23 protein-coding genes are annotated in these 24,026 nt (G+C 31.8%); 11 read left to right on the top strand and 12 right to left on the bottom strand.

Annotated elements, in window-relative coordinates:
• Positions 1 to 122 precede the first annotated feature (122 nt).
• Positions 123 to 1,694: a ribonuclease Y gene (rny, locus tag QM746_RS08020; protein WP_414983734.1), complete on the top strand. Its 1,572-nt coding sequence runs from the start codon at positions 123 to 125 to the stop codon at positions 1,692 to 1,694.
• A gap of 353 nt (positions 1,695 to 2,047) precedes the next feature.
• On the opposite strand, the gene QM746_RS08025 is transcribed toward rny, so the two are convergent.
• Complete coding sequence (locus QM746_RS08025) at positions 2,048 to 2,512, bottom strand: acyl-CoA thioesterase (RefSeq protein ID WP_374365095.1); 465 nt, start codon at positions 2,510 to 2,512, stop codon at positions 2,048 to 2,050.
• 70 nt (positions 2,513 to 2,582) lie between these two features.
• Between QM746_RS08025 and QM746_RS08030 the strand changes: the two genes are divergently transcribed.
• Together QM746_RS08030 and QM746_RS08035 are read left to right on the top strand one after the other, a co-directional pair.
• Positions 2,583 to 2,930 carry an arsenate reductase family protein gene (locus tag QM746_RS08030; protein ID WP_414983735.1) on the top strand — a complete coding sequence of 116 codons (348 nt, stop codon included), beginning with the start codon at positions 2,583 to 2,585 and terminating at the stop codon, positions 2,928 to 2,930.
• Positions 2,931 to 2,941: 11 nt separating this feature from the next.
• Positions 2,942 to 3,280 carry a hypothetical protein gene (locus QM746_RS08035; RefSeq protein ID WP_414983736.1) on the top strand — a complete coding sequence of 113 codons (339 nt, stop codon included), beginning with the start codon at positions 2,942 to 2,944 and terminating at the stop codon, positions 3,278 to 3,280.
• Between the two features lie 57 nt (positions 3,281 to 3,337).
• Here QM746_RS08035 and gcvT read toward each other — a convergent pair whose 3' ends face one another.
• Together gcvT and idi are read right to left on the bottom strand one after the other, a co-directional pair.
• Positions 3,338 to 4,417 carry a glycine cleavage system aminomethyltransferase GcvT gene (gene gcvT / locus QM746_RS08040; protein ID WP_414983737.1) on the bottom strand — a complete coding sequence of 360 codons (1,080 nt, stop codon included), beginning with the start codon at positions 4,415 to 4,417 and terminating at the stop codon, positions 3,338 to 3,340.
• Positions 4,418 to 4,477: 60 nt separating this feature from the next.
• Positions 4,478 to 4,987, bottom strand: coding sequence for an isopentenyl-diphosphate Delta-isomerase (gene idi, locus QM746_RS08045; RefSeq protein WP_414983738.1), 510 nt, complete (start codon positions 4,985 to 4,987; stop codon positions 4,478 to 4,480).
• A gap of 196 nt (positions 4,988 to 5,183) precedes the next feature.
• On the opposite strand from idi, the gene QM746_RS08050 reads away from it, so the two are divergent.
• Positions 5,184 to 6,143, top strand: a complete 960-nt coding sequence (locus QM746_RS08050; RefSeq protein ID WP_414983739.1) for a D-2-hydroxyacid dehydrogenase — start codon at positions 5,184 to 5,186, stop codon at positions 6,141 to 6,143.
• A 59-nt stretch (positions 6,144 to 6,202) separates the two neighbouring features.
• Here the strand turns inward: QM746_RS08050 and mscL are convergent, their stop codons facing one another.
• Entirely contained in the window at positions 6,203 to 6,583 is a 381-nt protein-coding gene (gene mscL / locus QM746_RS08055; RefSeq protein ID WP_414983740.1) for a large-conductance mechanosensitive channel protein MscL, read from the bottom strand.
• A 140-nt stretch (positions 6,584 to 6,723) separates the two neighbouring features.
• On the opposite strand from mscL, the gene QM746_RS08060 reads away from it, so the two are divergent.
• Positions 6,724 to 8,220, top strand: a complete 1,497-nt coding sequence (locus QM746_RS08060) for an NAD(P)H-hydrate dehydratase (RefSeq protein ID WP_414983741.1) — start codon at positions 6,724 to 6,726, stop codon at positions 8,218 to 8,220.
• 37 nt (positions 8,221 to 8,257) lie between these two features.
• On the opposite strand, the gene lgt is transcribed toward QM746_RS08060, so the two are convergent.
• The 3 genes from lgt to QM746_RS08075 all read right to left on the bottom strand — a co-directional run bounded on the left by lgt (position 8,258) and on the right by QM746_RS08075 (position 10,214).
• Positions 8,258 to 9,121 carry a prolipoprotein diacylglyceryl transferase gene (lgt, locus tag QM746_RS08065; RefSeq protein WP_414983742.1) on the bottom strand — a complete coding sequence of 288 codons (864 nt, stop codon included), beginning with the start codon at positions 9,119 to 9,121 and terminating at the stop codon, positions 8,258 to 8,260.
• Between the two features lie 48 nt (positions 9,122 to 9,169).
• The gene (gene yidD, locus QM746_RS08070; protein ID WP_414985135.1) at positions 9,170 to 9,403 is read right to left on the bottom strand and encodes a membrane protein insertion efficiency factor YidD; all 234 of its coding nucleotides are present in this window, start codon (positions 9,401 to 9,403) and stop codon (positions 9,170 to 9,172) included.
• Between the two features lie 91 nt (positions 9,404 to 9,494).
• The gene (locus QM746_RS08075) at positions 9,495 to 10,214 is read right to left on the bottom strand and encodes a hypothetical protein (protein ID WP_414983743.1); all 720 of its coding nucleotides are present in this window, start codon (positions 10,212 to 10,214) and stop codon (positions 9,495 to 9,497) included.
• A gap of 211 nt (positions 10,215 to 10,425) precedes the next feature.
• Here QM746_RS08075 and QM746_RS08080 point away from each other — a divergent pair, with 211 nt between their 5' ends.
• Positions 10,426 to 11,706 carry a replication-associated recombination protein A gene (locus QM746_RS08080; protein WP_414983744.1) on the top strand — a complete coding sequence of 427 codons (1,281 nt, stop codon included), beginning with the start codon at positions 10,426 to 10,428 and terminating at the stop codon, positions 11,704 to 11,706.
• Between the two features lie 236 nt (positions 11,707 to 11,942).
• Here the strand turns inward: QM746_RS08080 and QM746_RS08085 are convergent, their stop codons facing one another.
• A complete protein-coding gene (locus tag QM746_RS08085) occupies positions 11,943 to 12,728 on the bottom strand; it encodes a hypothetical protein (protein ID WP_414983745.1) in 786 nt (261 codons plus the stop codon).
• 79 nt (positions 12,729 to 12,807) lie between these two features.
• On the opposite strand from QM746_RS08085, the gene QM746_RS08090 reads away from it, so the two are divergent.
• The 3 genes from QM746_RS08090 (at position 12,808) to QM746_RS08100 (ending at position 14,218) form a co-directional block, all read left to right on the top strand.
• Entirely contained in the window at positions 12,808 to 13,173 is a 366-nt protein-coding gene (locus QM746_RS08090; protein ID WP_414983746.1) for a hypothetical protein, read from the top strand.
• A gap of 78 nt (positions 13,174 to 13,251) precedes the next feature.
• Entirely contained in the window at positions 13,252 to 13,521 is a 270-nt protein-coding gene (locus QM746_RS08095) for a YHS domain-containing protein (RefSeq protein ID WP_414983747.1), read from the top strand.
• 7 nt (positions 13,522 to 13,528) lie between these two features.
• The gene (locus QM746_RS08100; protein WP_414983748.1) at positions 13,529 to 14,218 is read left to right on the top strand and encodes an SCO family protein; all 690 of its coding nucleotides are present in this window, start codon (positions 13,529 to 13,531) and stop codon (positions 14,216 to 14,218) included.
• A 95-nt stretch (positions 14,219 to 14,313) separates the two neighbouring features.
• Here the strand turns inward: QM746_RS08100 and QM746_RS08105 are convergent, their stop codons facing one another.
• The 4 genes from QM746_RS08105 to QM746_RS08120 form a co-directional block, all read right to left on the bottom strand.
• Positions 14,314 to 14,763, bottom strand: coding sequence for an Hsp20/alpha crystallin family protein (locus tag QM746_RS08105; RefSeq protein WP_414983749.1), 450 nt, complete (start codon positions 14,761 to 14,763; stop codon positions 14,314 to 14,316).
• A 183-nt stretch (positions 14,764 to 14,946) separates the two neighbouring features.
• On the bottom strand, positions 14,947 to 17,127 hold the full coding sequence (locus QM746_RS08110) for a DUF2339 domain-containing protein (protein ID WP_414983750.1): 2,181 nt from the start codon (positions 17,125 to 17,127) through the stop codon (positions 14,947 to 14,949).
• 23 nt (positions 17,128 to 17,150) lie between these two features.
• Positions 17,151 to 17,990 carry a prephenate dehydratase gene (gene pheA, locus QM746_RS08115; protein ID WP_414983751.1) on the bottom strand — a complete coding sequence of 280 codons (840 nt, stop codon included), beginning with the start codon at positions 17,988 to 17,990 and terminating at the stop codon, positions 17,151 to 17,153.
• A gap of 327 nt (positions 17,991 to 18,317) precedes the next feature.
• Positions 18,318 to 19,613, bottom strand: coding sequence for a hypothetical protein (locus QM746_RS08120; RefSeq protein WP_414983752.1), 1,296 nt, complete (start codon positions 19,611 to 19,613; stop codon positions 18,318 to 18,320).
• Positions 19,614 to 19,777: 164 nt separating this feature from the next.
• On the opposite strand from QM746_RS08120, the gene QM746_RS08125 reads away from it, so the two are divergent.
• Positions 19,778 to 20,785 (top strand): isoaspartyl peptidase/L-asparaginase family protein, encoded by a 1,008-nt coding sequence (locus QM746_RS08125; protein ID WP_414983753.1) that lies wholly within the window; start codon positions 19,778 to 19,780, stop codon positions 20,783 to 20,785.
• 435 nt (positions 20,786 to 21,220) lie between these two features.
• Positions 21,221 to 24,016: a SusC/RagA family TonB-linked outer membrane protein gene (locus tag QM746_RS08130; RefSeq protein ID WP_414983754.1), complete on the top strand. Its 2,796-nt coding sequence runs from the start codon at positions 21,221 to 21,223 to the stop codon at positions 24,014 to 24,016.
• Positions 24,017 to 24,026 lie beyond the last annotated feature (10 nt).

Below are 24,026 nucleotides of genomic sequence, written 5' to 3' on the forward strand. Positions count from 1 at the left end.
GATGATGAATGTTGATTAAATTATTAAAAATTTTGGAAAAGAAGTTATTGCTTTAGATTGTAATCTTTTAGCATATAGCTTACAAATTCCAACAAAATATAGACTATTAAAACTCAATATATATGACACTTACCGCTATTATTATCAGCATTGTGTGCTTATTGATAGGAGGTGTAGCTGGTTTTTTATTATTCAAAAGCTCACTGAATTCTAAAGCAAAATTTATCGTAAAAGACGCTAAAAAAACTGCTGAAAACATTATAGAAAATGCAAACGTAAAGGCAGAAGCCATTAAAAAAGAAAAAGAAGCTCAAGCCAAAGTAAAGTTCTTAGAACTAAAGTCGCAGCACGACGAAAATATTCAGTCTCGTGAGAAAAAAATGCAAGATGCAGAAAAAAGAATCAGAGACAAAGAACAAAAACTTAATGACGAGCTTAGCAAAACTGGGAAACTAGAAAAAGACCTAGAAAGACAAGTTGCCGAATACAACAAAAAATACGAAATTGTTGTAAAGAAACAACAAGAATTAGACATCGCTACGGCTCAAAAAGTAGAAATGTTAGAGAAAATTTCTAACTATTCTGCCGAAGAAGCTAAAAATGAATTGGTAGAATCTATGAGAGCTGAAGCTAAAACCAAAGCTCAGGCTTATGTACAAAGTATTATGGAGGAAGCTCAGCTTAATGCTAAAAGCGATGCCAAAAAGATTGTTATCCAAACCATCCAAAGAATTGGTACAGAACAAGCGATAGAAAACTCTGTTTCTGTTTTCAATATTGAATCTGATGAGGTAAAAGGTAGAATTATCGGTAGAGAAGGTAGAAACATCCGTGCTTTAGAAGCTGCAACAGGTGTAGAAATTATCGTAGATGATACCCCAGAAGCAATTCTTCTTTCTTGTTTTGACCCTGTGAGAAGAGAAATTGCAAGACTTTCACTTCACAAATTGGTTACAGATGGTAGAATTCACCCTGCTAGAATTGAAGAGGTGGTAGAGAAAACCCGTAAACAAATTGAAGAAGAGATTATAGAAGTAGGTAAGAGAACAATTATTGATTTAGGAATCCACGGTTTGCATCCAGAATTGGTGAAAATTGTTGGTAGAATGAAATATCGTTCTTCTTACGGACAAAACTTGCTTCAGCACTCAAGAGAAGTAGCAAACATTGCTGCTACTATGGCTGCAGAACTTGGCTTAAATGTAAAATTAGCAAAAAGAGCTGGTTTATTACACGATATAGGTAAAGTTCCGGAGCAAGAATCTGAACTTCCTCACGCACTATTAGGAATGCAATGGGCAGAGAAATATGGCGAAAATCCAGAAGTAATCAACGCTATTGGTGCTCACCACGATGAAGTAGAGATGACGTCTTTGCTTTCTCCAATTATCCAAGTTGCAGATGGTATTTCGGGTGCGAGACCAGGGGCTAGAAGACAAGTTTTAGAATCTTATATTCAAAGATTAAAAGATTTAGAAGCAGCAGCACTTAGTTTTGAAGGTGTTTCTAGCGCTTACGCCATCCAGGCAGGTAGAGAATTGCGTGTAATGGTAGAAGCTACTAAAGTAAACGACGAGCAATCTTACCAACTTTCGTATGATATTTCAGAGAAAATTCAGAATGAATTAACATACCCTGGTCAAGTAAAAATTACTGTAATTAGAGAAACCAGAGCCGTAAATATCGCAAGATAATTTGCGTACTCATTAAAATAATAACTCCTTTCAGTTTTCTGGAAGGAGTTATTTATTGTTACTTTTCTCAAAAAATTCTTTTAATAATTTTAAAGTATTTTTGGTTCAAGCTTTCCCAAGTTGGGACGGAGAGAAACTGTTTTGGTTTGAACTTTCCCAAGTTGGGACGGAGAGAAACTGTTTTGGTTTAGAGTTTCCCAAATTGGGACGGAAAGAAACACTTTTGGTTTAAACTTTCCCAAATTGGGACGGAGAGAAACTATTTTGGTTTAGAGTTTCCCAAATTGGGACGAAGAGAAACACTTTTGGTTTAAACTTTCCCAAGTTGGGACGAGGAGTAACAGTTTTAAATCCTACAAGAAAGGTTTCATTTCATCTTCAATTTGTTTTCTGAGATCCATTAGTTTAATGGCATATTGTTCCATCTGTTTTTCTTGTTCGGTTTCGGGTTCAAATTTTGGGATTTCCACGGTATTTCCTTCGTCATCTACCGCAACAAAAACGATGATACAGTGTGTTTTTTTCTCAAAATCTTTGCGTTTTATATTTCTCGAAAATACATTTATAGCAATGTGCATACTGGTTTTACCGGTGTAGATTACTTCGGCTTCCACTTTTACAATATGCCCTATTTTAATAGGAGAGAAAAACCTAATCCCGCCCACATATACGGTAACGCAATAGCTAGAACTCCAAGAACTGGCGCAGGCGTATCCCGCTTGGTCTATCCATTTCATTACACTTCCGCCGTGTACATTGCCTCCATAATTAACATCTCCAGGTTCAGAAATAAACTGAAAAATCGTTTTGTTATTCATTCTATATCAAATTTTCAATAAAGATATTTAATAATTTCCGAAATGAAGAGATTAATATTATTTTTGAACTATGAAAAAGGTATTTTATTTAAAGACATGTAGTACGTGCAAAAGAATAATGTCTGAATTTGATTTGTCTGCTTGGCAACTCAGAGAATTGAAATCTGAAAATATTACGGAAGGCGAATTAGAAAATTTATATCAGTTTACCCATTCTTATGAAGCGTTATTTAGTAAAAAATCTACTCAAATTAAAGAAAGGAATATTGATGTGAAATCTTTAAAAGAGGAAGATTTTAAAAAATTAATTTTAGAAGATTATCGTTTTCTGAAAAGACCGGTTTTTGTAACAGACCAAGAAATTTTTGTGGGCAATGATAAAAGTACTGTTGAAAATCTAAGGAAATATTTTGGCTAAAACTTAAAAAAATGAATAAATTTCTATTTTTGATATTGTTTTTTACGCTTCATTTGAATGTGCAAAAGGTTTACAGAACACCTTCTGGCAGTAAATATCATTTGGCTTCTTGCAGAATGGTAAGAAATGTATCATCAGAAATTACATTAGAAAGTGCAGCCAAACAGGGATTGTCTCTTTGTAAAATATGCAAACCACCTACCAATTCGGTTTATGGTTTTTCTTCTGGTACAAAAAAAGCCAACGGAGTAAATGCTAAAAATAGATGCAAAGGCATTACCAGAGCGGGAACAAGATGCAAACATTATACAAGTATCGGAAACGATTATTGTTATCAGCATCAGCCATAATAAAAAACGTTCAAGAATTGCTCTTGAACGTTTTGTTATTTTGTAAAGTTTCGTTTTTTATACGAAAGGCAATTTTGCCACTTTAGCAGGAATGTTTTTATTTCTGATTTGAATAAAAATTTCACTTCCTAATTTGTGATTCGGAGCAGCTACATAAGCTAATCCAACGCCTACTTTTTTCATTGGACTCATTGTTCCAGAGGTTACTTTTCCTATTTCGTTTCCTGCTGCATCTACTACCAAATAATCGTGTCTTGGGATGGCTTTTTCTTGCATCTCGAAGCCAACTAATTTTCTGGTAATTCCTTCTTCTTTTTGTTTCAAAAGAAATTCTTTATCTACAAAATCTTTATCAAATTTAGTAATCCAGCCCAAGCCCGCTTCTAGCGGAGACGTGGTGTCGTCTATATCATTACCATAGAGGCAAAATCCTTTTTCTAGTCTCAAGGTGTCTCTAGCGGCCAATCCACAAGGGATAATACCGAATTCTTCGCCTGCAAGGGTTAAATCGTCCCACAATTTCTCTGCAAAACTATTGTCGAAATAAATTTCAAAACCGCCACTACCGGTATAACCTGTATTAGAGATAATAACGTTTTCTACGCCTGCTACAGTTCCTACAGTGAAATGATAATACGGAATATCTGAAAGGTTGGTATCGGTTAATTTTTGAAGAGTTTCTGTAGCTTTCGGCCCTTGAATGGCAATTAAAGAAGTTTCGTTGGAGATATTCGTCATTTTAGCTCCAAACTTTTCATTGAATTTAGAAATATGATTCCAATCTTTTTCAATGTTTGAAGCATTTACAACTACAAAATATTTGTCGTCTTCCATTTTATAGACAATTAAATCATCTACAATTCCGCCGTTTCCATTAGGAAGACAAGAGTATTGTGCTTTTCCGTTTTCTAGATTTTCTACATTATTGCTGGTAACAAATTGCAATAAATCTTTTGCTGTAGTGCCTTCTACGTAGAATTGTCCCATGTGAGAAACATCAAAAAGTCCCACTTTTTCTCTTACTGCAAAATGCTCTTCTGTAACACCAGAATATTGCACAGGCATTTCAAAACCTGCGAAAGGTACTATTTTGGCACCCAGAGAAACGTGTTTGTTATACAAAGCTGTTTTATTCATTTTTTACTATTTTTATATTGATGATTTATTATTAAAACTTCTAACTTTTGATTTTTAACTTTAAAAATGGTGTTTATATTCTTCTAAAATAATTTTGAACCACTCGGTGAAGTTTTCAGGATTGTTTTCAAGTTCAATATTTAAGTTTTCTAGAGAAATATAACGAACTTCTGCAACTTCTTCTTTATTTAAATTAAACTCTCCTTCGTAGTTTCCTACAAAAACGTGGTCTAATTCGTGTTCCCAAAGGTTTTGTCCTACGTCTGCTTTGTAGATAAACCAAAATTTTTCTTCCAATTCGCAATCTATTCCCAGTTCTTCTTTAATTCTGCGTTTTGCAGCTTGTTCGTAAGTTTCCTCCATTCTGGGATGAGAACAGCACGCATTAGTCCATTGATTGGGAGAGTGATATTTTTCGGCAGCTCTTTTTTGCAAGAGCATTTCGCCTTTAGAATTGTATAAAAATACTGAAAATGCACGATGCAAAATCCCATTTTCGTGGGCTTGCATTTTTTCCATAAGACCGAGAACTTCGTCTTTTTCTGTTACTAAAACAACTTTTTCTTCCATAGAAAATTAGAATTTCCAAATTTAATTATTATTAGTGAGATAGAGAATTCTTTTTGTTATTTCTATTTTATATAGCTTTTTTGGAGTTTTGTTAATAATTAATTAACATTTTGTGGTATTTGCTGATGAGTTATTTGTTCTTTTTTCTATAACTTTGAAGTCTCAAAATTTAAAAAAGAATAAAAATAAGTAAATAATGAAGATTTTAGCAAATGACGGATTAAATCAAGCGGGAGTTGATGCGTTGCAACAAAATGGATTTGAGGTGATTACAGACAAAGTTTCTCAAGATAACCTTATTGATTACATTAATGAAAATAACGTAACAGTACTTTTGGTGAGAAGTGCTACACAAGTTACCAAAGAAGTGATAGACAGTTGTTCTTCTATTAAAATTATTGGTAGAGGCGGTGTTGGTATGGATAATATAGAAGTAGAATATGCCAAAAGCAAAGGTATATTTGTAATTAATACACCTGCAGCTTCGTCTGGAAGTGTAGCAGAATTAGTTTTCTCTCATTTGTTTTCGGGGGTTAGGTTTTTGCAAGATTCTAACAGAAAAATGCCAGTTTCTGGTAATACAGAATTTGCCAAACTGAAAAAAGCTTACGAAAAAGGAATTGAACTTCGTGGTAAAACTATTGGTATTGTTGGTATTGGAAGAATAGGACAAGAAGTTGCTAAAATTGCTTTCGGATTAGGAATGAATGTAAAAGCAGCGGATGCTTTTATAGAAAATGTAGAAATTAAATTAGATTTTCCAAATAATCAATCGGTTAGTATTCCTGTGAAAACAGAACCTTTAGAAAATGTTTTGAATGAATCTGATTTTGTAACCTTGCACGTTCCTGCGCAAAAAGGAGGTGCTCTTTTAGGAAAAGAAGAATTTGCTAAAATGAAAGATGGTGTAGCTGTTGTAAATTGTGCTAGAGGTGGAGTAATAGACGAAGTAGCACTTATTGAAGCATTAAATTCTGGAAAAGTAGCTTTTGCAGGTTTAGATGTTTTTGTAAACGAGCCAACGCCTTCTTCTGAGATTTTGTCTCATCCTAAAATTTCTCTTACACCACATATTGGTGCAGCTACAGAAGAAGCTCAGGAGAGAATTGGAACTGAATTAGCAGCTCAGATTACTTCTATTTTTCAGAATGCTTAATTAGAAAATCCAAAATAGATATAATGAAAAAGCTCCGATTTTCGGAGCTTTTTTATTTGTTATTTATTTTTGAGTAAATCTCTTATTTCTGCCAAAAGTTCTTCTTGTGTTGGTCTAGCTGGTGCAGCAGGAGCAGGTTCTTCTTTCTTTTTCAGGCTGTTTATTCCTTTTACCAATAAAAAAATAACGAAAGAAATAATAAGAAAACTCAATACTGCAGCGAGAAAGTTACCATATAAAATTCCTCCACTTGTTTTTAGTTCTTGTATTTTTTCAAGATTCGCAGCTTTTAGAGCTGGTGTAAGCAATGCGGGAGTAATTACATCATCTACCAACGAACTAACTATTTTACCAAAAGCAGCACCAATGATTACTCCTACTGCTAGATCCATTGCATTTCCTTTAGCAATAAATTCTTTAAATTCTTTTAAAAGCCCCATTTTTATAGTGTTATTTTAACAAAAGTAAAAATAAATTCGATATAGAATTGTGTTTTTCTTTATTTTTTTTCTCAGAAACTTATCTTTTTATTTGCTGTTTTCATTTTTCAAATGGTTAAATTTGTATAAAATACACATCAATGAAAATTTTTACAGCTTCTCAAATTAAGGCTTGCGATGAGTTTACCATCAAAAACGAACCTATATCTTCGGTTTTTCTTATGGAAAGAGCATCAGAAAAATGTGTAGATTATTTAGCTAAGAAAATAGATTACCATCAGAAAATATATTTGTTTTGCGGAAATGGAAATAACGGTGGAGATGGTTTTGCTATCGCAAGATTGCTGTATTATTTGTGCTATGATGTAACGGTTTTTATAGACCAGTCAAACCAAGGTTTTTCTAATGATGCAACTGAAAATTTTAATCGATTAAAAGAAATTTCAGGAGTTGTAATTAAAGATTTTTCTGAAGTTTCAACGGTTTTATTTGAGCGAGATTCTGTAATTATTGATGCTCTTTTTGGAAGTGGACTCAATGGAAATATAGAAGGTAAATTAGCAATGCTTATTCATCAATTAAATCAAATAGAAGCGTATAAAATCTCTATAGATATTCCATCTGGAATTTTTGCAGATAAGATAATAGATAAAGATTCTACTGTTTTTAAAGCAAAGGAAACATTGAGTTTTCAATTTTATAAAAAAGCATTTCTTCATCCTGAGGTAGGAATTTTTTGTGGTGAAATTCATCTTTTAGATATTGGTTTGCATCCAGATTTTACAGAAAGTACTTTGGTTAAAGATTTTACAATTGATGAAGAAATTATTAAAACAATTTATCGTCCAAGAGAAGAGTTTTCTCACAAAGGAAACTTTGGTAAATCATATGTTATTGCGGGAAGTTATGGCAAAATTGGAGCAGCAGTTTTAGCTACCAAAGCGGCTTTGAAATCTGGAAGCGGACTCACGTTTTGTGTTTCAGCAGATTGCGGATATTCGGTTTTGCAAACTCATTGTGTAGAAGCAATGTTCATGAGTTTTGGTAATCATTTTTGTGAGAAAATTGAAATTAATGATGATGCAGCTTTTGGTATTGGACCAGGTTTTGGCACAGAAGAAATCTCCGAAAAAGCTTTGATAAATTTTCTAAAATCTAAAAAGCTTCCTTTAGTCTTAGATGCCGATGCTTTGAATTTGTTGTCTAAAAATACTGAAAACTTAAAATTTATACCAGAAAATTCTATTATCACACCACATCCTAAAGAGTTTGCAAGACTTTTTGGAGAGACTTCAAACTCTTTTGAACGTTTAAATTTAGCCAGAACTAAATCTAAAGAGCTGAATATTTACATTGTTTTAAAAGATCATCATACTCAAATAGTTACTCCGAATGGTGATGTTTTTTATAACGTTACAGGAAATTCTGGTTTGGCAAAAGGTGGTAGTGGAGATGTACTTTTGGGAATTATTACTTCTCTTTTAGCTCAGAATTACACTCCAGAAAATGCTGCAATCTTCGGTGTTTGGCTTCATGGTAGTGCTGCAGATTTTGCGGCGAAAAAATACTCGAAAGAAGCCATGCAACCCACAGATGTAATAGAAAGTTTAAGCGAAGTTTTTAAAAGTTTATCATAAAAAAAGGAAACCGATTTTGGTTTCCTTAATTTTTTATTTAATCTTCTGTTCTTTTTTCGTATTTCATTTTACTTGAAAGCAACATAATGACAAAGCCTGCAATCATAAACGGGATAGACAATGTTTGTCCGGTGTTTAAGCTTCCTAGTGTAAAGTATTCGTTTGGACCTTGTGGTTCTTTTAAGAACTCAACAAAGAATCTAATCGCCCAAAGAAGGATGAAAAATAAACCAAAAAGCCATCCTTGTTGATACTTTTTATTGGTGTATCGGTATAAAACCCAAAGCAGAATGAAAAGTAAGAAATAACCTCCAGCTTCAAATAATTGTGTAGGATATCTTGGCACTATTGCCCCGTATTCAGAGCTTTGCTGAGGGAATTTTATTGCCCAAAATGAATTTTCGGGAGCTGGTTTACCTACGATTTCAGAGTTGAAGAAGTTCCCAATTCTTACGAATGCTCCACCAAGAGCTACTACAATTCCTAATCTGTCATAAACCCAAAAAGGATTTTTCTTAATAATTTTGAAACTGTAATATAAAGTGGTAAGAATTAATGCGATGGCAGCGCCGTGACTTGCCAATCCTTGAAAACCTGTAAATTCAAAATGTGGTTTTGTTCTTATGGGAAGAAAAATACTCCAAAAATCTTCAGTAAAAAGTTCTCTTTGATAGAAGATAACATGTCCCAATCTAGCACCGAGGATTGTTCCTACCAAAGTCCAGGTGAAAAGAGGGTCTAGAAATTTTTCGTCTTCGTTGTCTATTTTAAATATTTTAGACATAATGTAATAGCCTAATCCAAAGGCTAATACAAACATTAAACTGTAATAATGTAAGGTGAAAGAACCTATTTCTATTCCTTTAGAAGGATCCCAAACGGAGTATAATAACGTTAACATGTATATTTTTCTTTTTTAGTATTTAAAATTAAAATTTGTTACAAAAATTTATTTCTTTGGAGGAACAGGGTCGTAGCCGCTTCCTCCCCAAGGATGGCAACTCAAAATTCTCTTTATCCCGAGATAAGAACCTTTAAAAAAACCATGTACCTTAAGTGCTTCCAAGGTGTAATGTGAACACGTGGGTTGGTATCTGCAATTTTTTCCTAGCCAAGGTGAAATTGCAAGTTGATAAAATTTTATCAAAACTACCAATGGAAATATGAGAATTCTGTTGAACATATCTATGCAAAAGTAATTCAAATTTTTAAAACAAATAAAAAATCCCAGAAAAAGAATTTTTCTAGGATTTATAGTAGGAAATTGATGAAGATTAATTGGAAATTTTATAAATATAAGCAGAACTGGAGCTAGAATTTAATAATGATAAACTAAGTCCTCCTGTATTGAGTGCAAAAACAATTTTGTCACCTGCTTGTAAAGAGTATATAGAATCTATACTGTTTTCGGTAAGATTTAAACTTGCTAAATATAAATTTACCCCTTGAAAGTCCCTAGAATCTAAAACAGAAATGGTATTTCCTGTAGTTTTTAAAATACCTAAGATAGGTTGAGTAGATAATAAGGTTGTTTGTATTCCGTCTCCATATCTAAAATAATAGCCTATTTTGTAAATTCCAGTGGAGGGAACCGTGTATATGGAATTGGCATAATTACTGGTGCTACCTAGTTGGATATCACTACTACTAAATTGAACAATTTTCCAATTGTTTGTAAGGTCAAAACTAAGATTTAGTAAATTCAAATTACCAGATTTTTTTACAGAAAGTGCGCTGGCATTGGTGGCGCTATTGGTAATGGTACTCGGGTCAACTCTTTGTACTACATTATCTGTGTTGCTCACAATCAAAACACTTTCGTTACCTGTAAAGTTTGAAACTTGATTGATGGTTCTAACTTTTAGCTCTCCGTTAATGTCTAATTCTTTTTGAGGATTTGAAATATTGATTCCTACATACTGTGCATTACTATCCGAACTGTGATACAAGAAAAATAGTAATAAAATTTTTGGGAAAAATGTTAATTTTCTCATGGCGTATATTGTTTTAAGGTTGTTAGTTATTTATAACTGACAATACACAGCCTCTGAAAATCAATACCATAAAGAAATTGCCAGTTCATAAAATGAAGCAGCAGTAATTCTCGTATAACAAATTTTCGGTTTCTTAGATATCACAAATATATATTTTTTTTCAATTAAAAGTAATATTTTTGTATAAATATTAAAAATATTGTAATTTATTGTGAATCAAAACATTCCTTTAGCCGAAAAATTAAGACCTAAAACCCTAGAAGAAGTTTTGGGGCAAGAGCATCTTACAGGTAAAAATGGTACCATTAGAAAAATGATTGAGAATGACACTCTGAAATCTCTTATTTTTTGGGGGCCTCCAGGAACGGGAAAAACTACTTTGGCGGAAATTATCTCTGAAAATTCGGGAAGGAAATTTTTTAAACTTTCTGCCGTTTCTAGCGGTGTAAAAGAGGTGAGAGAAGTGATTGAAGATGCAAAAAAACAAAATCTTTTCAGTGGTAAATCTCCCATTTTGTTTATTGATGAAATTCATAGGTTTAACAAGTCTCAACAAGATTCTTTGCTTCACGCGGTAGAAAAAGGTTGGATTGTTCTCATTGGTGCAACTACCGAAAATCCTAGTTTTGAAGTGGTTTCTGCATTGCTTTCGCGTTCGCAGGTTTATATTTTGAAATCTTTAAGCTACGAAAAATTAGAAGAATTGGCAGAAGTTTCTTTGAAAAAATTTAATGAAGAAGAAACTACTCAGTTCGAAATTGCAGACAAAGAAGCTTTTATTAAATATTCTGGTGGCGATGCCAGAAAACTGATTAATTCTATAGAATTGGTGTTGAGTCAGTTCAAAAATTCAAGAAAAAAGATAATTACCAACGAAGATGTGCTTTCGGTTTTGCAAGAAACAATGGCACTTTATGATAAAAACGGAGAGCAACATTACGATATTATTTCGGCTTTTATCAAATCTATGCGTGGTTCTGACCCAAATGGAGCAGTATATTGGCTCGCAAGAATGATTGCTGGTGGCGAAGATGTGAAATTTATTGCGCGTAGAATGCTTATTTTGGCTTCGGAAGATATTGGTTTGGCAAATCCAAATGCTTTAACTATTGCTAATAATTGTTTTCAAGCAGTAAATGTTATTGGAAACCCCGAATCTAGAATTATCCTCAGCGAAACGGCGGTTTATTTGGCTTGTTCGCCCAAGTCTAATTCTACGTATAAAGCAATTGATGCGGCTTTGGCGGTGGTGAAACAAACGGGTAATTTGCCTGTTCCTTTGCATCTCAGAAATGCACCAACTAAATTGATGAAAAATTTAGATTATGGAAAAGATTATCAATACGCACATTCTTACGATGGCAATTTTGTAAATCAGGAGTTTTTGCCCGAAGAAATTTCTGGCACTAAATTCTATGAACCAGGGAACAATTCTACCGAAAAGAAAATTAGAGAAGAAATAGAAAAAAAATGGAAAGGAAAGTATTCTTAGGTTGGATGCTACTTTTTTTTATTTCTGAAAATTAAAATTAAAGAAAATGCAATAATCAATATCGGAGCTAAAAATACAAATAGAAATTTTTCTAAAAAACTACTTATTGTTACATCTAAGAAATCTTTTAAAATTTGTTTTGGTTCCTTAAGAAATGTGTACAAAGCAAGAGCAACTAAAAAGTAGAATATTCCTCCAATAATAATTTGATATAGAATTGTTTTTTTCATTACATATTAATATTTTTTATTTCCTAATTGAATCAATCTGATTTTTCTGTACTCAAAAATTCTCGCTTTTTCTCTTTCTGCATCACCTTTTGGTGAAAAACCTTTTGGAACAGATTTATTTTCAGAAAAAACGCCAGTTGCTTCTACAATAAAAGGTAAACTTGAGCCATCCCAAAAATCTTCCGCATCTTGTGTCAATTTTTTTTCATCAATTAAATAAAATTTTTCTGTCGATTTTTTGTTGTTAAAATTAGTCCATTGTGCGCAAGGACAATGAATTGCGTTATAAATAAATTGTAAGGTTTGTTCTTTTTTTGAGAATTTTAAACTGTCTTTTTCGCCAAAATAATTTTTGTATTCATTTTCAATATCAATGTCAAATACTTTTTTGGGAAGTTTATTAGGTGAAAAAAGATAAGTACTTCCCAAATCTTTTATAGTATCTCTTAGAATTGTATAGTTTCCAAGGTCTGATTTAAAAATGATTACTTTTTCATTGTTAATACTGATGATTTTAACTTTCTTTTTACTAATAAATTCATAAGCTTCGTGGTGATACCAAGCATAATCATCTGCGCCAATATAAAAATTTTCTTCACCTATTTCTTTTTTTGTTTTTTCAATGTTTTTGTCTGTTGAAGTAATAAAGACAGCACATTTTTCTTTAATAAAAATAGTGTCGTTTTTGATTCTTTTTAATGTCTTTTTTTCAACTTTAGAATTTATTTTTTCTTCTTTTTGGCAAGAAAATAAACTTAAAAAAATGAGCAGATAGAATAGAACGTTTTTCATTGATTAAAAGCTTTTCTCAAAGTTACAAAAATCACTTTAATTGTATTTTAATTTCATTAAATTTGTCCATCTTAATAAAATGAGAATTGTAATTTCCATATTTCTATTATTGGTTTTGGCGCTCAGAACGGCAATGCCTATCTTAGATTATGCCGTAAATTATCAGTACATTTCTACTCAATTGTGTGAAAATAGAGACAAACCAGAGCTCCGTTGTAACGGAAAATGTTACGTAAAAAAGGAAATTCTGAAGTCTTCTGAAAACGAAAATACTAAAGAATCTAAAATACAAATTACATCAATTGATGCTTTTGTTCTGAATGAAATTTTAGATTTCAGTATAATAACTCAATTTCAAGATAAGGTTGAAAATAATTTCCAAAATCACTTTAATTCTGTTTTAAAGCCTTATCTTGGAAGTGTTTTTCATCCGCCAGTTTGTTGATTTTAACTTTATTCTATCCTTTATTAAATCGTAGTCTTGCGATTTCTTACATTTATTCAATAATTTAAAATTAAAAAAATGAAATATATTTTTTCAGTTGCTTTTGCAGCAATTTCTATCTTATCTTGTTCTCAACAAACGCCTGAAGTAAAGAAAGTAAATCATAAAAAATCTTCTACAACTCAAAAATTAACCGCCAAAGTTGTAAATACAGAAGACCCAATTTGCCACATGGAAATTCCTAAATACATGAAAGATACTGCGGTTTACAAAGGGAAAACGTATGGTTTTTGCAATTCTATGTGTAAAGACGAATTTAAAAAGAATCCTAAAAAATACGTGAAATAAATTTGGGATGAAGAATACAAAAAGTCCCTCAAAATTTGGGATGAACAAAATGCTGGTTTATCAATTAATTGGTTTGCTGGTTATTGTTTTGACTATTTTTATAGGAAATTCTTATTTCAAAAAGAGCCTTCACACTGTGATGAAAGCTCCAAAATTTGTTTTAACCGACCAAAATAATAAGCGAATTTCTAACAAAGATATGCTTGGGAAAGTGTATGTGGTAGAATTTTTCTATGCCAGATGTCCTACGATTTGTCCGGTAATGAATAGCAATCTGAAATTTGTAGATAAGGAGATAGACAATCCTGATTTTGGGATTATTTCCATCAGTATAGACCCAACTAACGATACGCCAGAATTTCTGAAAAATCATGCTAAAAAATTAGGTGTTACTAATCCGAATTGGCATTTTTTGACGGGAGATAGAGATTATATTGGCAAAGTTGCCGATGAGTTTGATATTTTTGTGGGAGATAAAGAAGATGAAGCGGAAAGTCTTAATCACAGTGGAATGTTGGCTTTGGTAGATAAACAAGGAAATGTAAGATGTAGATTTGATAAAAACGGAATGCCTATATTGTACTATTCTGGTCTCAATTACGAAGATGCAGAAGGTAAAAATGCAAAATTGGATGGAAAATTTCAGCCAGATAGAAAACTTTTGATTGAAGACATTAAAAAACTTTTAGAAGAGTAGGTAAAAAAGGAAAAATTCAAAAATAAAATATCAAAAAAGCGAGGCAGAAATTGTCTCGCTTTTTCGGTTAATATGAAAATTTTATGAAGAATGTATTATTTTATTTCTATGGTTTTTACGGCGTTTTCTTCCTTCATTTTTTTAGGAATCATAATTTTTAAAATACCGTCTGCATAATTTGCTGCAATATTTTCTGCATCTACCACTTGTGAAGGCAATGTGAAAGACCTGCTGAATGCACTATAATTAAATTCTCTTCGGGTATATTTTCCGTTTTGGTCTTTTTCTTCGGTTTCTGCTTTTTGTTCAGAAGAAATGGTAAGAATATTTCGGTCTAAAGAAATTTTGAAATCTTCTTTTTTCATGCCTGGAACAGCCAATTCAATGTCATAATTTTGCTGGTTTTCTTTTACGTTTACAGAGGGTAAAGTGTTTCCAAAATCTGCAAAGTTTTTGTCGTTCCAATTAAACATATCTTTTGCAAGAAAATCGTCGAAAAAATTAGCAAAAGCTGGTACGTTTGGGTTTCTTTTAATAAGTGTCATTTTGTGATATTTTTTTTGGATTAAACATTTATATATTAATTTGATGTATCCAAAAGTTCACAAAAAAAATGCCACTCAAAAAAAGCGACAAAATTTCATAACTATTTGATATTGAGCGGTAAAAATGACTTGTTTTTATTTTTTTGAATTGAAATTTATGACAAAATTTCAGTTTTTGTGTTGCTAATCTTCGTTTTTGTTTTTATCAATAAGTTCTTTCAATATTCCTCTTAATTTTTGATACATAAAAGAACTGGAAAGCAGAATGATTCCTAAGATAATGAAAGCAATAATTCTGGAAATATTATCCATTCTCCAAACGTCTATTGCGTAGAGTTTTATTGCCATTAAACCAATTAATGCGAACCCGAATTTTATGAAATCTGGAATTTGCTTTCTTAATCCAATAAATAAGAAGACAATTGCGCAAACTGTCCAAATCATTGGTAAATAGAAATTAATGTAATGGTTTTTCATATTTAAAATTTCGTTGATTTTGTTGGCGTTTGAAATAATATAAAGATGAGAAAGTTCAATAGAAATGATGTAAGTAAAGAAAATTGCAAGTATAAAATAGGCAAATTTTGTTGTTAAGTATTTGTGATTTAATAATTTCCAGATTATAAAGGCAATTGGGATAATGTATAATAAATAATAAGTATAAGCACCAATTTGAGAAATAAAATAAGCGTTAATTTCTGGTTTCGAAATTAATATAATCGTTAAAACTGGTATTGTGAAAAGTAAAACTTCTTCTTCTTTTTCTTTCAATATAAATTTCGAGAGAATAAGAAGTGCAAAAATATAAAAAATAGTAAATAGAAGTGCTGTAATGTAAAGAAAGTTTTCGTCAGAATTTTTATAATAATTCATTAATTCTAGTAGCAGAATGATATAAAAATTAGCAAAAGCTAGAAATTTAAAAAATGGCTGAAATTCAATTTCCAGATTGTTTTCTATTTTGTTTTTTCGGATAAAATAATAGTTAATTCCGAAAGTTATACTGATTAATAAACCTGTAAAAAATATTTTATTGAAGAGAAAATTAAAAAAAAGTGTGTCGTTATATTGAGACCAAGAAGTGCATTCTGCAATTAAAACTAAAGGAAGTAAATATAAAAATGCTTTTTTGAAAATATCTTGCTTGGTTTTGTACCAAATGAAAAGTAATAAAGTACCTTCTATTGCCCAAAGTGAAGTGAAAATATGAAGTTTGAATTGTAATGCTACTGCAATTGTAATTAAACTTAAAGTGATGCCAATAAAAACCGGATGATAAATTTTAGAATTGTTATTTTTTATTTCAATTGTCCAAAGAAGTGCATTAATTCCTGCAAAAATTAAAGGAAAAAGAATAATAGGTTCTAGGTTTAACTCTTTGAAAATGTAGGTAATAGCAATTAAACTAGAAATATTAATCATTACCAAAAGTAAAATGTCTGAAGGATTCCAGTTTTTATTTTTGATGTAATTTCTTATCGCAAAAGCATAAAAAATTATATAAAATAATGCGGAAAAATATATGGTTTTTTGGTCTAAAGAATCAGAAATCCAAACGCTTAAGTATAAATAACTGGTGAAAAAGGAAAACCAACCGATGCTTTTCCAATTTTTGAGATACGAAATAGCCAGCATTCCTAAATTTAATAAAGAAATATAGATGAAAAGGAACAGATAATTGCTATTTCCGTTGCTTACCATCAAAGGAGAAGCAAAACCGCCAATTAAAGCAAAGATAATAAGCACTTCGCTGTTGTAAAAATAAGCTGTAATTACTGCTAAAATGGTAATGAATACTAAAAATATAAAGGCAATATTTTGAAAAAAAAGATGATATTCTTGGAAAGCCAATGTTACACTAAGGTATAAAATTGCAATTCCGCCACCAGAAATAATTGAAGAAAATGTTTTGTAATTTTTTTGAATGAAATACCCAATTGCCATAATTCCAAAACCTGTAAAAATACCAATCGCAAATCTGGTGGTTTCGCCAATCCAATTTTTGTCAATAGCATATTTTACAAAATATCCAATTCCTATCACTAAAGTGAGAATCCCAATAATAGTGAGAACGTTTTGTTTTACAAAACCCAAAACCTCGTCAATCCAAGAGTTTTCTTTGTTCAGGTAATCTTGAATGATGTTATCAGAAATTATTTTTTCCGTTTTTCTATTATTGAATGTTAAATAAGATTCATGAAGAGGTTTTTCTTCTTGAACTTTAAGAGTAGAATCAATATTTTCTTCTTTAATTATATTTCTTTTTTTTAACGCTCTAATTTCGTTTTCTAAATTGTTTATTTTTCCATTTAAGTAAGAAAATACAATCAAAAGAAGAATGACTAAAGTAATATTGATTAACATTTGGTTATTGTTTTTTTTAGTTTTTAACTCTCAAGTAAATATTCTTCATAATGTCCTAGAAACTTCACTTTTACATTAATAGATTCTAGTTCTTCAATGGCATTTTTGTAAAGTACGCTTTCCCAATTTCCATCAATATTAATAAAGAAAAAATAATTTCCTAATCCAGTTTTTAGTGTTCGGCTTTCAATTTTGGTAAGGTTCATTTTGCGCCAAGCGAAAACAGAAAGCACTTGGTGAAGTCCACCAGCGTGATCTTCTGGCATTGTTAAAATTAACGAAGTTTTTTCTGCAGTTTTGTTTTTAGAAAGTTTTAGGCTTTCATCTTTTTTAGAAATCACAATAAATTTGGTGTGATTTTGTTCAAAATCCTGAATGTTAGAATGAAGAACCTTCAGGTTGTAGAATTTTGCAGCATATAAATTGGCAATTGCGGCATATTTTTTCTCTGGATTTTCTGCAACTCTTTTGGCTGCGGCTGCGGTAGAACCAAATTCTTGTTTAATGATTTCTTTGTATTCATTATTCAAAAAATGATAACATTGAGCCAATGCCTGAGGATGAGAATAAATCTTTTCAATCTCTGTATTTTCGGGATGAATCATCAAATGGTGAGTGATGGGCATTACTACTTCGGCTTCTATTCTGATGCCTTCGAATTCATATAAAAAATCTAAAGTGGTAGAAACGGTTCCTTCTATAGAATTTTCTAACGGAACCACTGCCTTGTCTATTTCGCCATTTTCCACTGCCTTGAAACAATCTAAAATAGTAGCTTTTGAAATGAGTTCTTCGTTTTCAAAAGTTTGTAATGCTACGATGTGTGTATTAGATGCTTCGCTCCCGAAATATGCTATCTTCATTTTGATAATTATAGTATTAAAGAAAATTCCTGAAAAAAAATTCAGGAATTGATTTTTATTAAAAGGTAAAATTAGGAAAAATTTTTCTCCAAATGATATATTTTACCGCTTTATCTGAATAAATCTTTGTTGATTTCCTTCTGTAAACTGTTGGTTTTAGCTAAAGCCGAAATTTCATACACTATTTTTCCGTCTTTGGTAGTGCTATTAACTTTTAAACCTGCAAATTCAAAATATTTGTTGTAATTAATTGGTTCTAAAGTGTAGATGTAAGAAAAAATCTCCGAAAGATCTTGTTTTGCAAATTCTTCGCATGCTTTTTTGACTTCATTTTCGGTGAAACCTTCTGTTTTCGCCTTTGTAATAGGTGTAATATAATTTTCTCATCACATCGTCCAAAGACTTTTTGTTTTGAGTGTTATGTCTTATGGTAAGGTCTAGAAGCATACCAACCAATGGTCCTTTTTCGTAGAAAGAGATGGTTTTTCCTTTAATTCCAAAAGGGCCGTATTCCCATGTGTGTGCGCTAGATTCGGCAAGAGTTTGGAAATGTTTTCCTTCGTTGCTTTCAAATCTATTAATCATTCCTGTCCATTCATTTAACATTTGTTCTCTAGATTTAAGACCAGCTCTGTTCATGATAATACCTTCGTAATATACGTTTAGTCCTTCTGAAACCCAAAGAGAATTGGTTCTGTTGATGCCAGAATAATTGAAAGGTCCTAGTTCTACTGGTCTAATTCTTTTTACATTAAAATGATGAAAATATTCGTGAGTGATAAAATTTAATAATTTTTGTTTTCCTTGTGGTGTATTATACAATTCACCATTGAAGGTAAGCGCTGTAGAATTGGTTTGCTCTATTCCTCCGTTTCCTTTTCCTATAGATATAAAACTGTAATCATCATAAGGAATATCTTGCATAATATCTGTAGCCGTTTCTACAATTTTTTTTACAGAAATGATGAAATCTTTGGTGTCAAAATCATCCAATTGTCTTCCAGAGAAATAGTGATTTTTGCCTTTTACTTGAAATGAATCTAATATATTGAGATTGCCAATTAAAATGGGAGAATCTAGCAAATCGTCTATGTTTACAGCGTTGTAAGAGTTGTTTATTTTTTTGAGAGAAGTAGTAATGTTTTTCCAAGGATTATTGATGAATTTTACTTTGCTAGAAACTTGTAAATCTGATGCAGGGAAAATAAAAACACCAGTTGGCCTTACAAAAGCAAATTCATTATCAATATAAGGTTTTGCAATGAAATTAGTTTTTGCATTTACTTCGTAAGTGATGGTAAGTTCTTCGCCTTTTGTAGTAGCAATTCTCCAAGTGTTATCGGTAAATTTTGTAATATCTTTTGCTTCGTTTTTAGAATTGTTACATTTTATATTGCTGATATTTTTGTCGAAATCTAAAACTTGATAATAGCCAGGTGTCCATTTAGAAATCATGAAATCTTCCACGCCAGTATGATTGCTTTTGTAATTCAGTTTTACTACAAAAGTGTTTTCTTTGGCTTTAGAAAGGTCTATTTGATAATTTAAAGAGTCTTGTTTTGCTTGTACAAAAAGAATAAGAAGCACAAAAAATAGTGAAATTCTGATTTTTAAATAGTTCATGATGTTTTTGGGTTGTAAATTTTGTGTAAATGTAACAAAAAATGAGGTTGTTTTTATTTTTGTGTCTTTAAAATTGGGGTATTGTTTAATTTTTTCTATAAAAAAAGTGTTTTGATGGGTGTTTTTTGAGCGAAAATTATTTATTTTGTATAAAATTCAATCAAATGAAGAAAATATTGATGCTTTTTACCATTTGTAGTTCTTTAATTTTTTATGCTCAAAAGAAGTATGTTGTTGTGATTCACGGCGGTGCTGGTACAATTCTGAAAAATGAAATGTCGCCCGAGCTAGAGCAGCAATACAGAGACAAATTGAAAGAAGCGTTAACGAGTGCTTATCAAAAAATAAAACAAGGCAAAAATTCTCTGGAAGCGGTAGAAGCAGCGATTGTGGTAATGGAAGACAGTCCGCTTTTTAACGCAGGGAAAGGAGCGGTTTTTACCAGCGATGGCAGAAATGAGCTAGATGCGTCTATAATGTATGGCAAAGATAAATCTGCAGGCGCAGTAGCGGGCATTACCGTAGTTAAAAATCCTATAAAAGCGGCTTTGGCGGTAATGCAAAAATCTGAACATGTAATGATGATTGGCAAAGGTGCAGAGCAATTCGCAAAAAAAGAAGGTTTAGAAATTGTGAATACTAAATATTTCTGGACGGAAAAAAGATGGAATGCTCTTCAAAAAGTGAAAAAAGCAGAATTGAAAACCAATCAACCCAATGCAATGAATAATCTACATTATCCTAGTAATTATTGGGTAGATAGAAAATTTGGAACGGTAGGTTGTGTAGCTTTAGATAAAGATGGAAACATCTCTGCAGGAACTTCTACTGGCGGAATGACCAATAAAAAATATGGTAGAGTAGGAGATTCTCCGATAATTGGAGCAGGAACTTACGCTGATAAAAATGTGGGAATTTCTGGTACAGGTTGGGGCGAGTTTTATATTAGAACTTCTGCTGCCAGAACGGTTGCTGCAAAATACGAATATCAGAATAAAGATGTAAAAACTGCTACTGAAGAAGTAATGCTAGAAATAGAAAAACTAGGCGGTGATGGCGGTATGATTGCCCTTGATAAAAATGGAAACGTTGCTATGACTTTCAATACAGAAGGAATGTACAGAGGAACTGTAACCGAAGATGGAGAAATAAATATTGAAATTTACAAATAACGAATTGTTAATACAGAATAAGTTATCTCTTTTTAGGATTAAATAAATAATTTGAAAAAGACTCTTAAGGGTATTATAGAAAAAAGCATTCTTAAAAAATAAGAATGCTTACTTTGGAAATTTTTCTAAAATTATCTACAGAATGTTAAAGTTCTGTATAATGATAATCAGGCTTTTTTTATCATTTGTGTTTTGTGATACAAAGATACTATGCTCTAGCTATTAATTCACAATAAATACACTAGATATATATCGAGGGGAATGTAGATATTTTTCTACAAAGTAATCATGTACGTCTTATGATTGATTTAGTGTACTGTTGATTTTTTATCATTATTTTGTTTTTGTTATTTTTTTTTTTTAAAATCCATATTTGTTTGTTGAAGTTTTGTTAAAATTAAATTTATTATTAATATTGTGAAAAATTAATTTGATATGAAAAAAAATGTACTAAAAGTATCTGTTGCTTCATTGTTTTTCATGGGTGTAGGAGTTTATGGTCAGAAAAAAGACACGGCTGCTACCGAAAGAAAAATAGATGAGGTGATAGTGGTAGGTTATGGAAAATCTACCAAAGCGAAACTTACAGACAATGTGGCGAAAATTAGTTCAGAGTCTATTAAGGAAGTTCCAAATGCCAATTTTCAAAATTCAATCGTTGGAAAAGCAGCTGGGGTAAGGGTTAATCAAACCAATGGTAAATTAGAATCTGGGTTTAATATTAATGTTCGTGGTACAGCAAGTATAAGTGCTGGTACCAGTCCTCTTTATGTAATTGATGGAATCCCGATGATTAATTCAGATGAATCTACTAACGGAGCGCCTGTAAACCCATTGGTTACGCTAAGTGCAACTGAAATAGAATCTATAGAAATCTTGAAAGATGCTTCATCTGCAGCAATTTATGGAGCAAGAGGAAGTAATGGAGTTGTGTTAATTACCACGAAAACCGGTAAAAAGGGAAAACCTAGATTAACCTTAAATTTGTCTCAGGGTTTTAGTGGACCTACTAATAAAGTAAAGTGGCTTAATGCAAAACAATATGTAGAATTGTTTTTAGAATCTGGTAGAAATAGCTCTTGGGCAGACCAAGCGTATGTAGAAAACAGATTAGATGGATATTCTAATAATACCGATTGGAGAAATGGCGTAATAGATACAGATTGGCAAGATTATATTTTCCAGAAAGGCTCTGTAAGAGATGCTGATTTCTCGGTTTCTGGCGGAGACGAAAGATATAACTATATGTTTACAGCCTCTAATAACGATACAAAAGGAATAATCAGAAGCAATGATTTGAACAGAAATACTGCCAGATTAAATGTGAGCGCAAGTCCAATAGAAAAAATAAAGTTAGGTTTAAATATTGGATTTTCCAGAACGAGCATAGATAGAGTTTCCAATGATAACGAATTTACTACTCCCATGCAAGCTGTGGCTTTAGCTCCTATTTCGCCTGCATTTGTAGATGGCGAACCGTTCGATGGAACTACCTATGCCAACTTTTTATTAGAAGACAAATATGCTAATTACAATACTTTAATAAAAAGAGTTACTGCTAAAGTTTTTGGAGAGTATAAAATCCTTAAAAATTTAGTTTTCCATACCGATTATGGATTTGATAATTACAATCAACAAGAAGTAAATTTTCGAGGTAAAAAAACGCCATTTATGTCCACCAATGGTTATGCTTATAACTCTTTTGTAGATACAGAAAATATTGTTTTTTCTAATTATTTGAATTATAATCTGGCATTAGGTTCTCATAGTTTTGAAGCTGTTGTGGGGACTGAATTTAATAAAAATAAAAGAAAATTTTCTAGTGTAACAGGTATTAAATTCCCATCAGACGATTTTCAAACAATAGATAGTGCCGGAGAAATTTCTGCAGGTAGAGGCAGCGTAGATGAATTTGCATTTAATTCTGTTTTTGCAAGAATTAATTATGATTATAATGGTAAATATCTTTTTAAAGCTTCTATTCGTAGAGATGGTTCATCAAGATTTGGAGATGAAAATAGATATGGAACCTTTAGAGCTCTTTCTGCAGGTTGGGTAATTTCTAAAGAAGATTTCTTGTCTTCGTCTAGTGTAATTTCTTTCTTAAAACTAAGAGCAAGCTGGGGAGAAACCGGAAATGCAGAAATTGGGAATTACGCATCAAAGGATCAGTGGGTAGCAAATTCTTACAAGCAAATACCAGGTTTATATCCTTTAAGAAAGGGTAATAATAAATTAGGCTGGGAAAAATCTACCCAAACAGATTTAGGAATAGATTTTGGTTTTTTTCAAAATAGAATTTCTGGAGAAATAGATTATTATAATAAGAAAACCGGTGGATTATTGGCAGACAAAAATTTACCGTACACTTCTGGTTACCCCAATATGTTTGGTAATGAAGGTGATATGAAGAACAATGGTTTTGAATTTGTTTTAAATACTAAAAACTTCAAATCGCAAGATTTTTCTTGGGAATCTAGTTTTAACATTGCCAATAACAATAACAAAATCTTAGCTTTGTCTGATAATAATGCTGATCAAGTTGGAGGAAACATCATCAGAAGAGTAGGAGAGCGATTAGATTCTTTCTATTTGGTAGAGTATGCAGGTGTAGATTCTGCAAACGGAGATGCTTTGTTTTATAAAAATACAATAAAAGCAGATGGTTCTTTAGATAAAAGCACTACTAACGATTATAGTGAGGCTCAAAGAATTGTTGCAGGAAACTCAACGCCTAATTGGATAGCTGGTTTTACCAATACTATCGATTACAAAAATTTTGATTTCTCTTTCACATTTCAGGGAGAATTTGGGGCAAGTATTTATAACGCAGGAGGTGTTTTTCAATCTGTAAACGCAGATTGGTTTGATAATCAAACTGTTGATCAAATGAACCGTTGGCAAAAACCAGGTGATATTACCATGGTGCCACAAGCAAGATTGGGAGATAGCAATGGTACACAAGCTTCTACCCGTTTCTTAGAAAAAGCAAACTTTGTAAGACTTAGAAATATTAGTCTGGGATATTCTTTAGATAAAAATCTTACCGCAAACTGGGGAATTAGTAAAATTAGATTCTATGTATCTGCAATTAATGCGCTTACCTTCACTAAATATAGCGGCTACGACCCGGAAGCCAGATCAGATACTTCCAGAGGTGGTGGTGGCTCTACATTCTACTCGGCGCCACCTGCTAAAACAGTGACTTTTGGTATTAATGTTAATTTCTAAATCTAAAAAA

It is taken from the genome of Cloacibacterium sp., from assembly GCF_047601505.1.
In the GTDB taxonomy this organism is placed as follows: Bacteria; Bacteroidota; Bacteroidia; order Flavobacteriales; family Weeksellaceae; genus Cloacibacterium.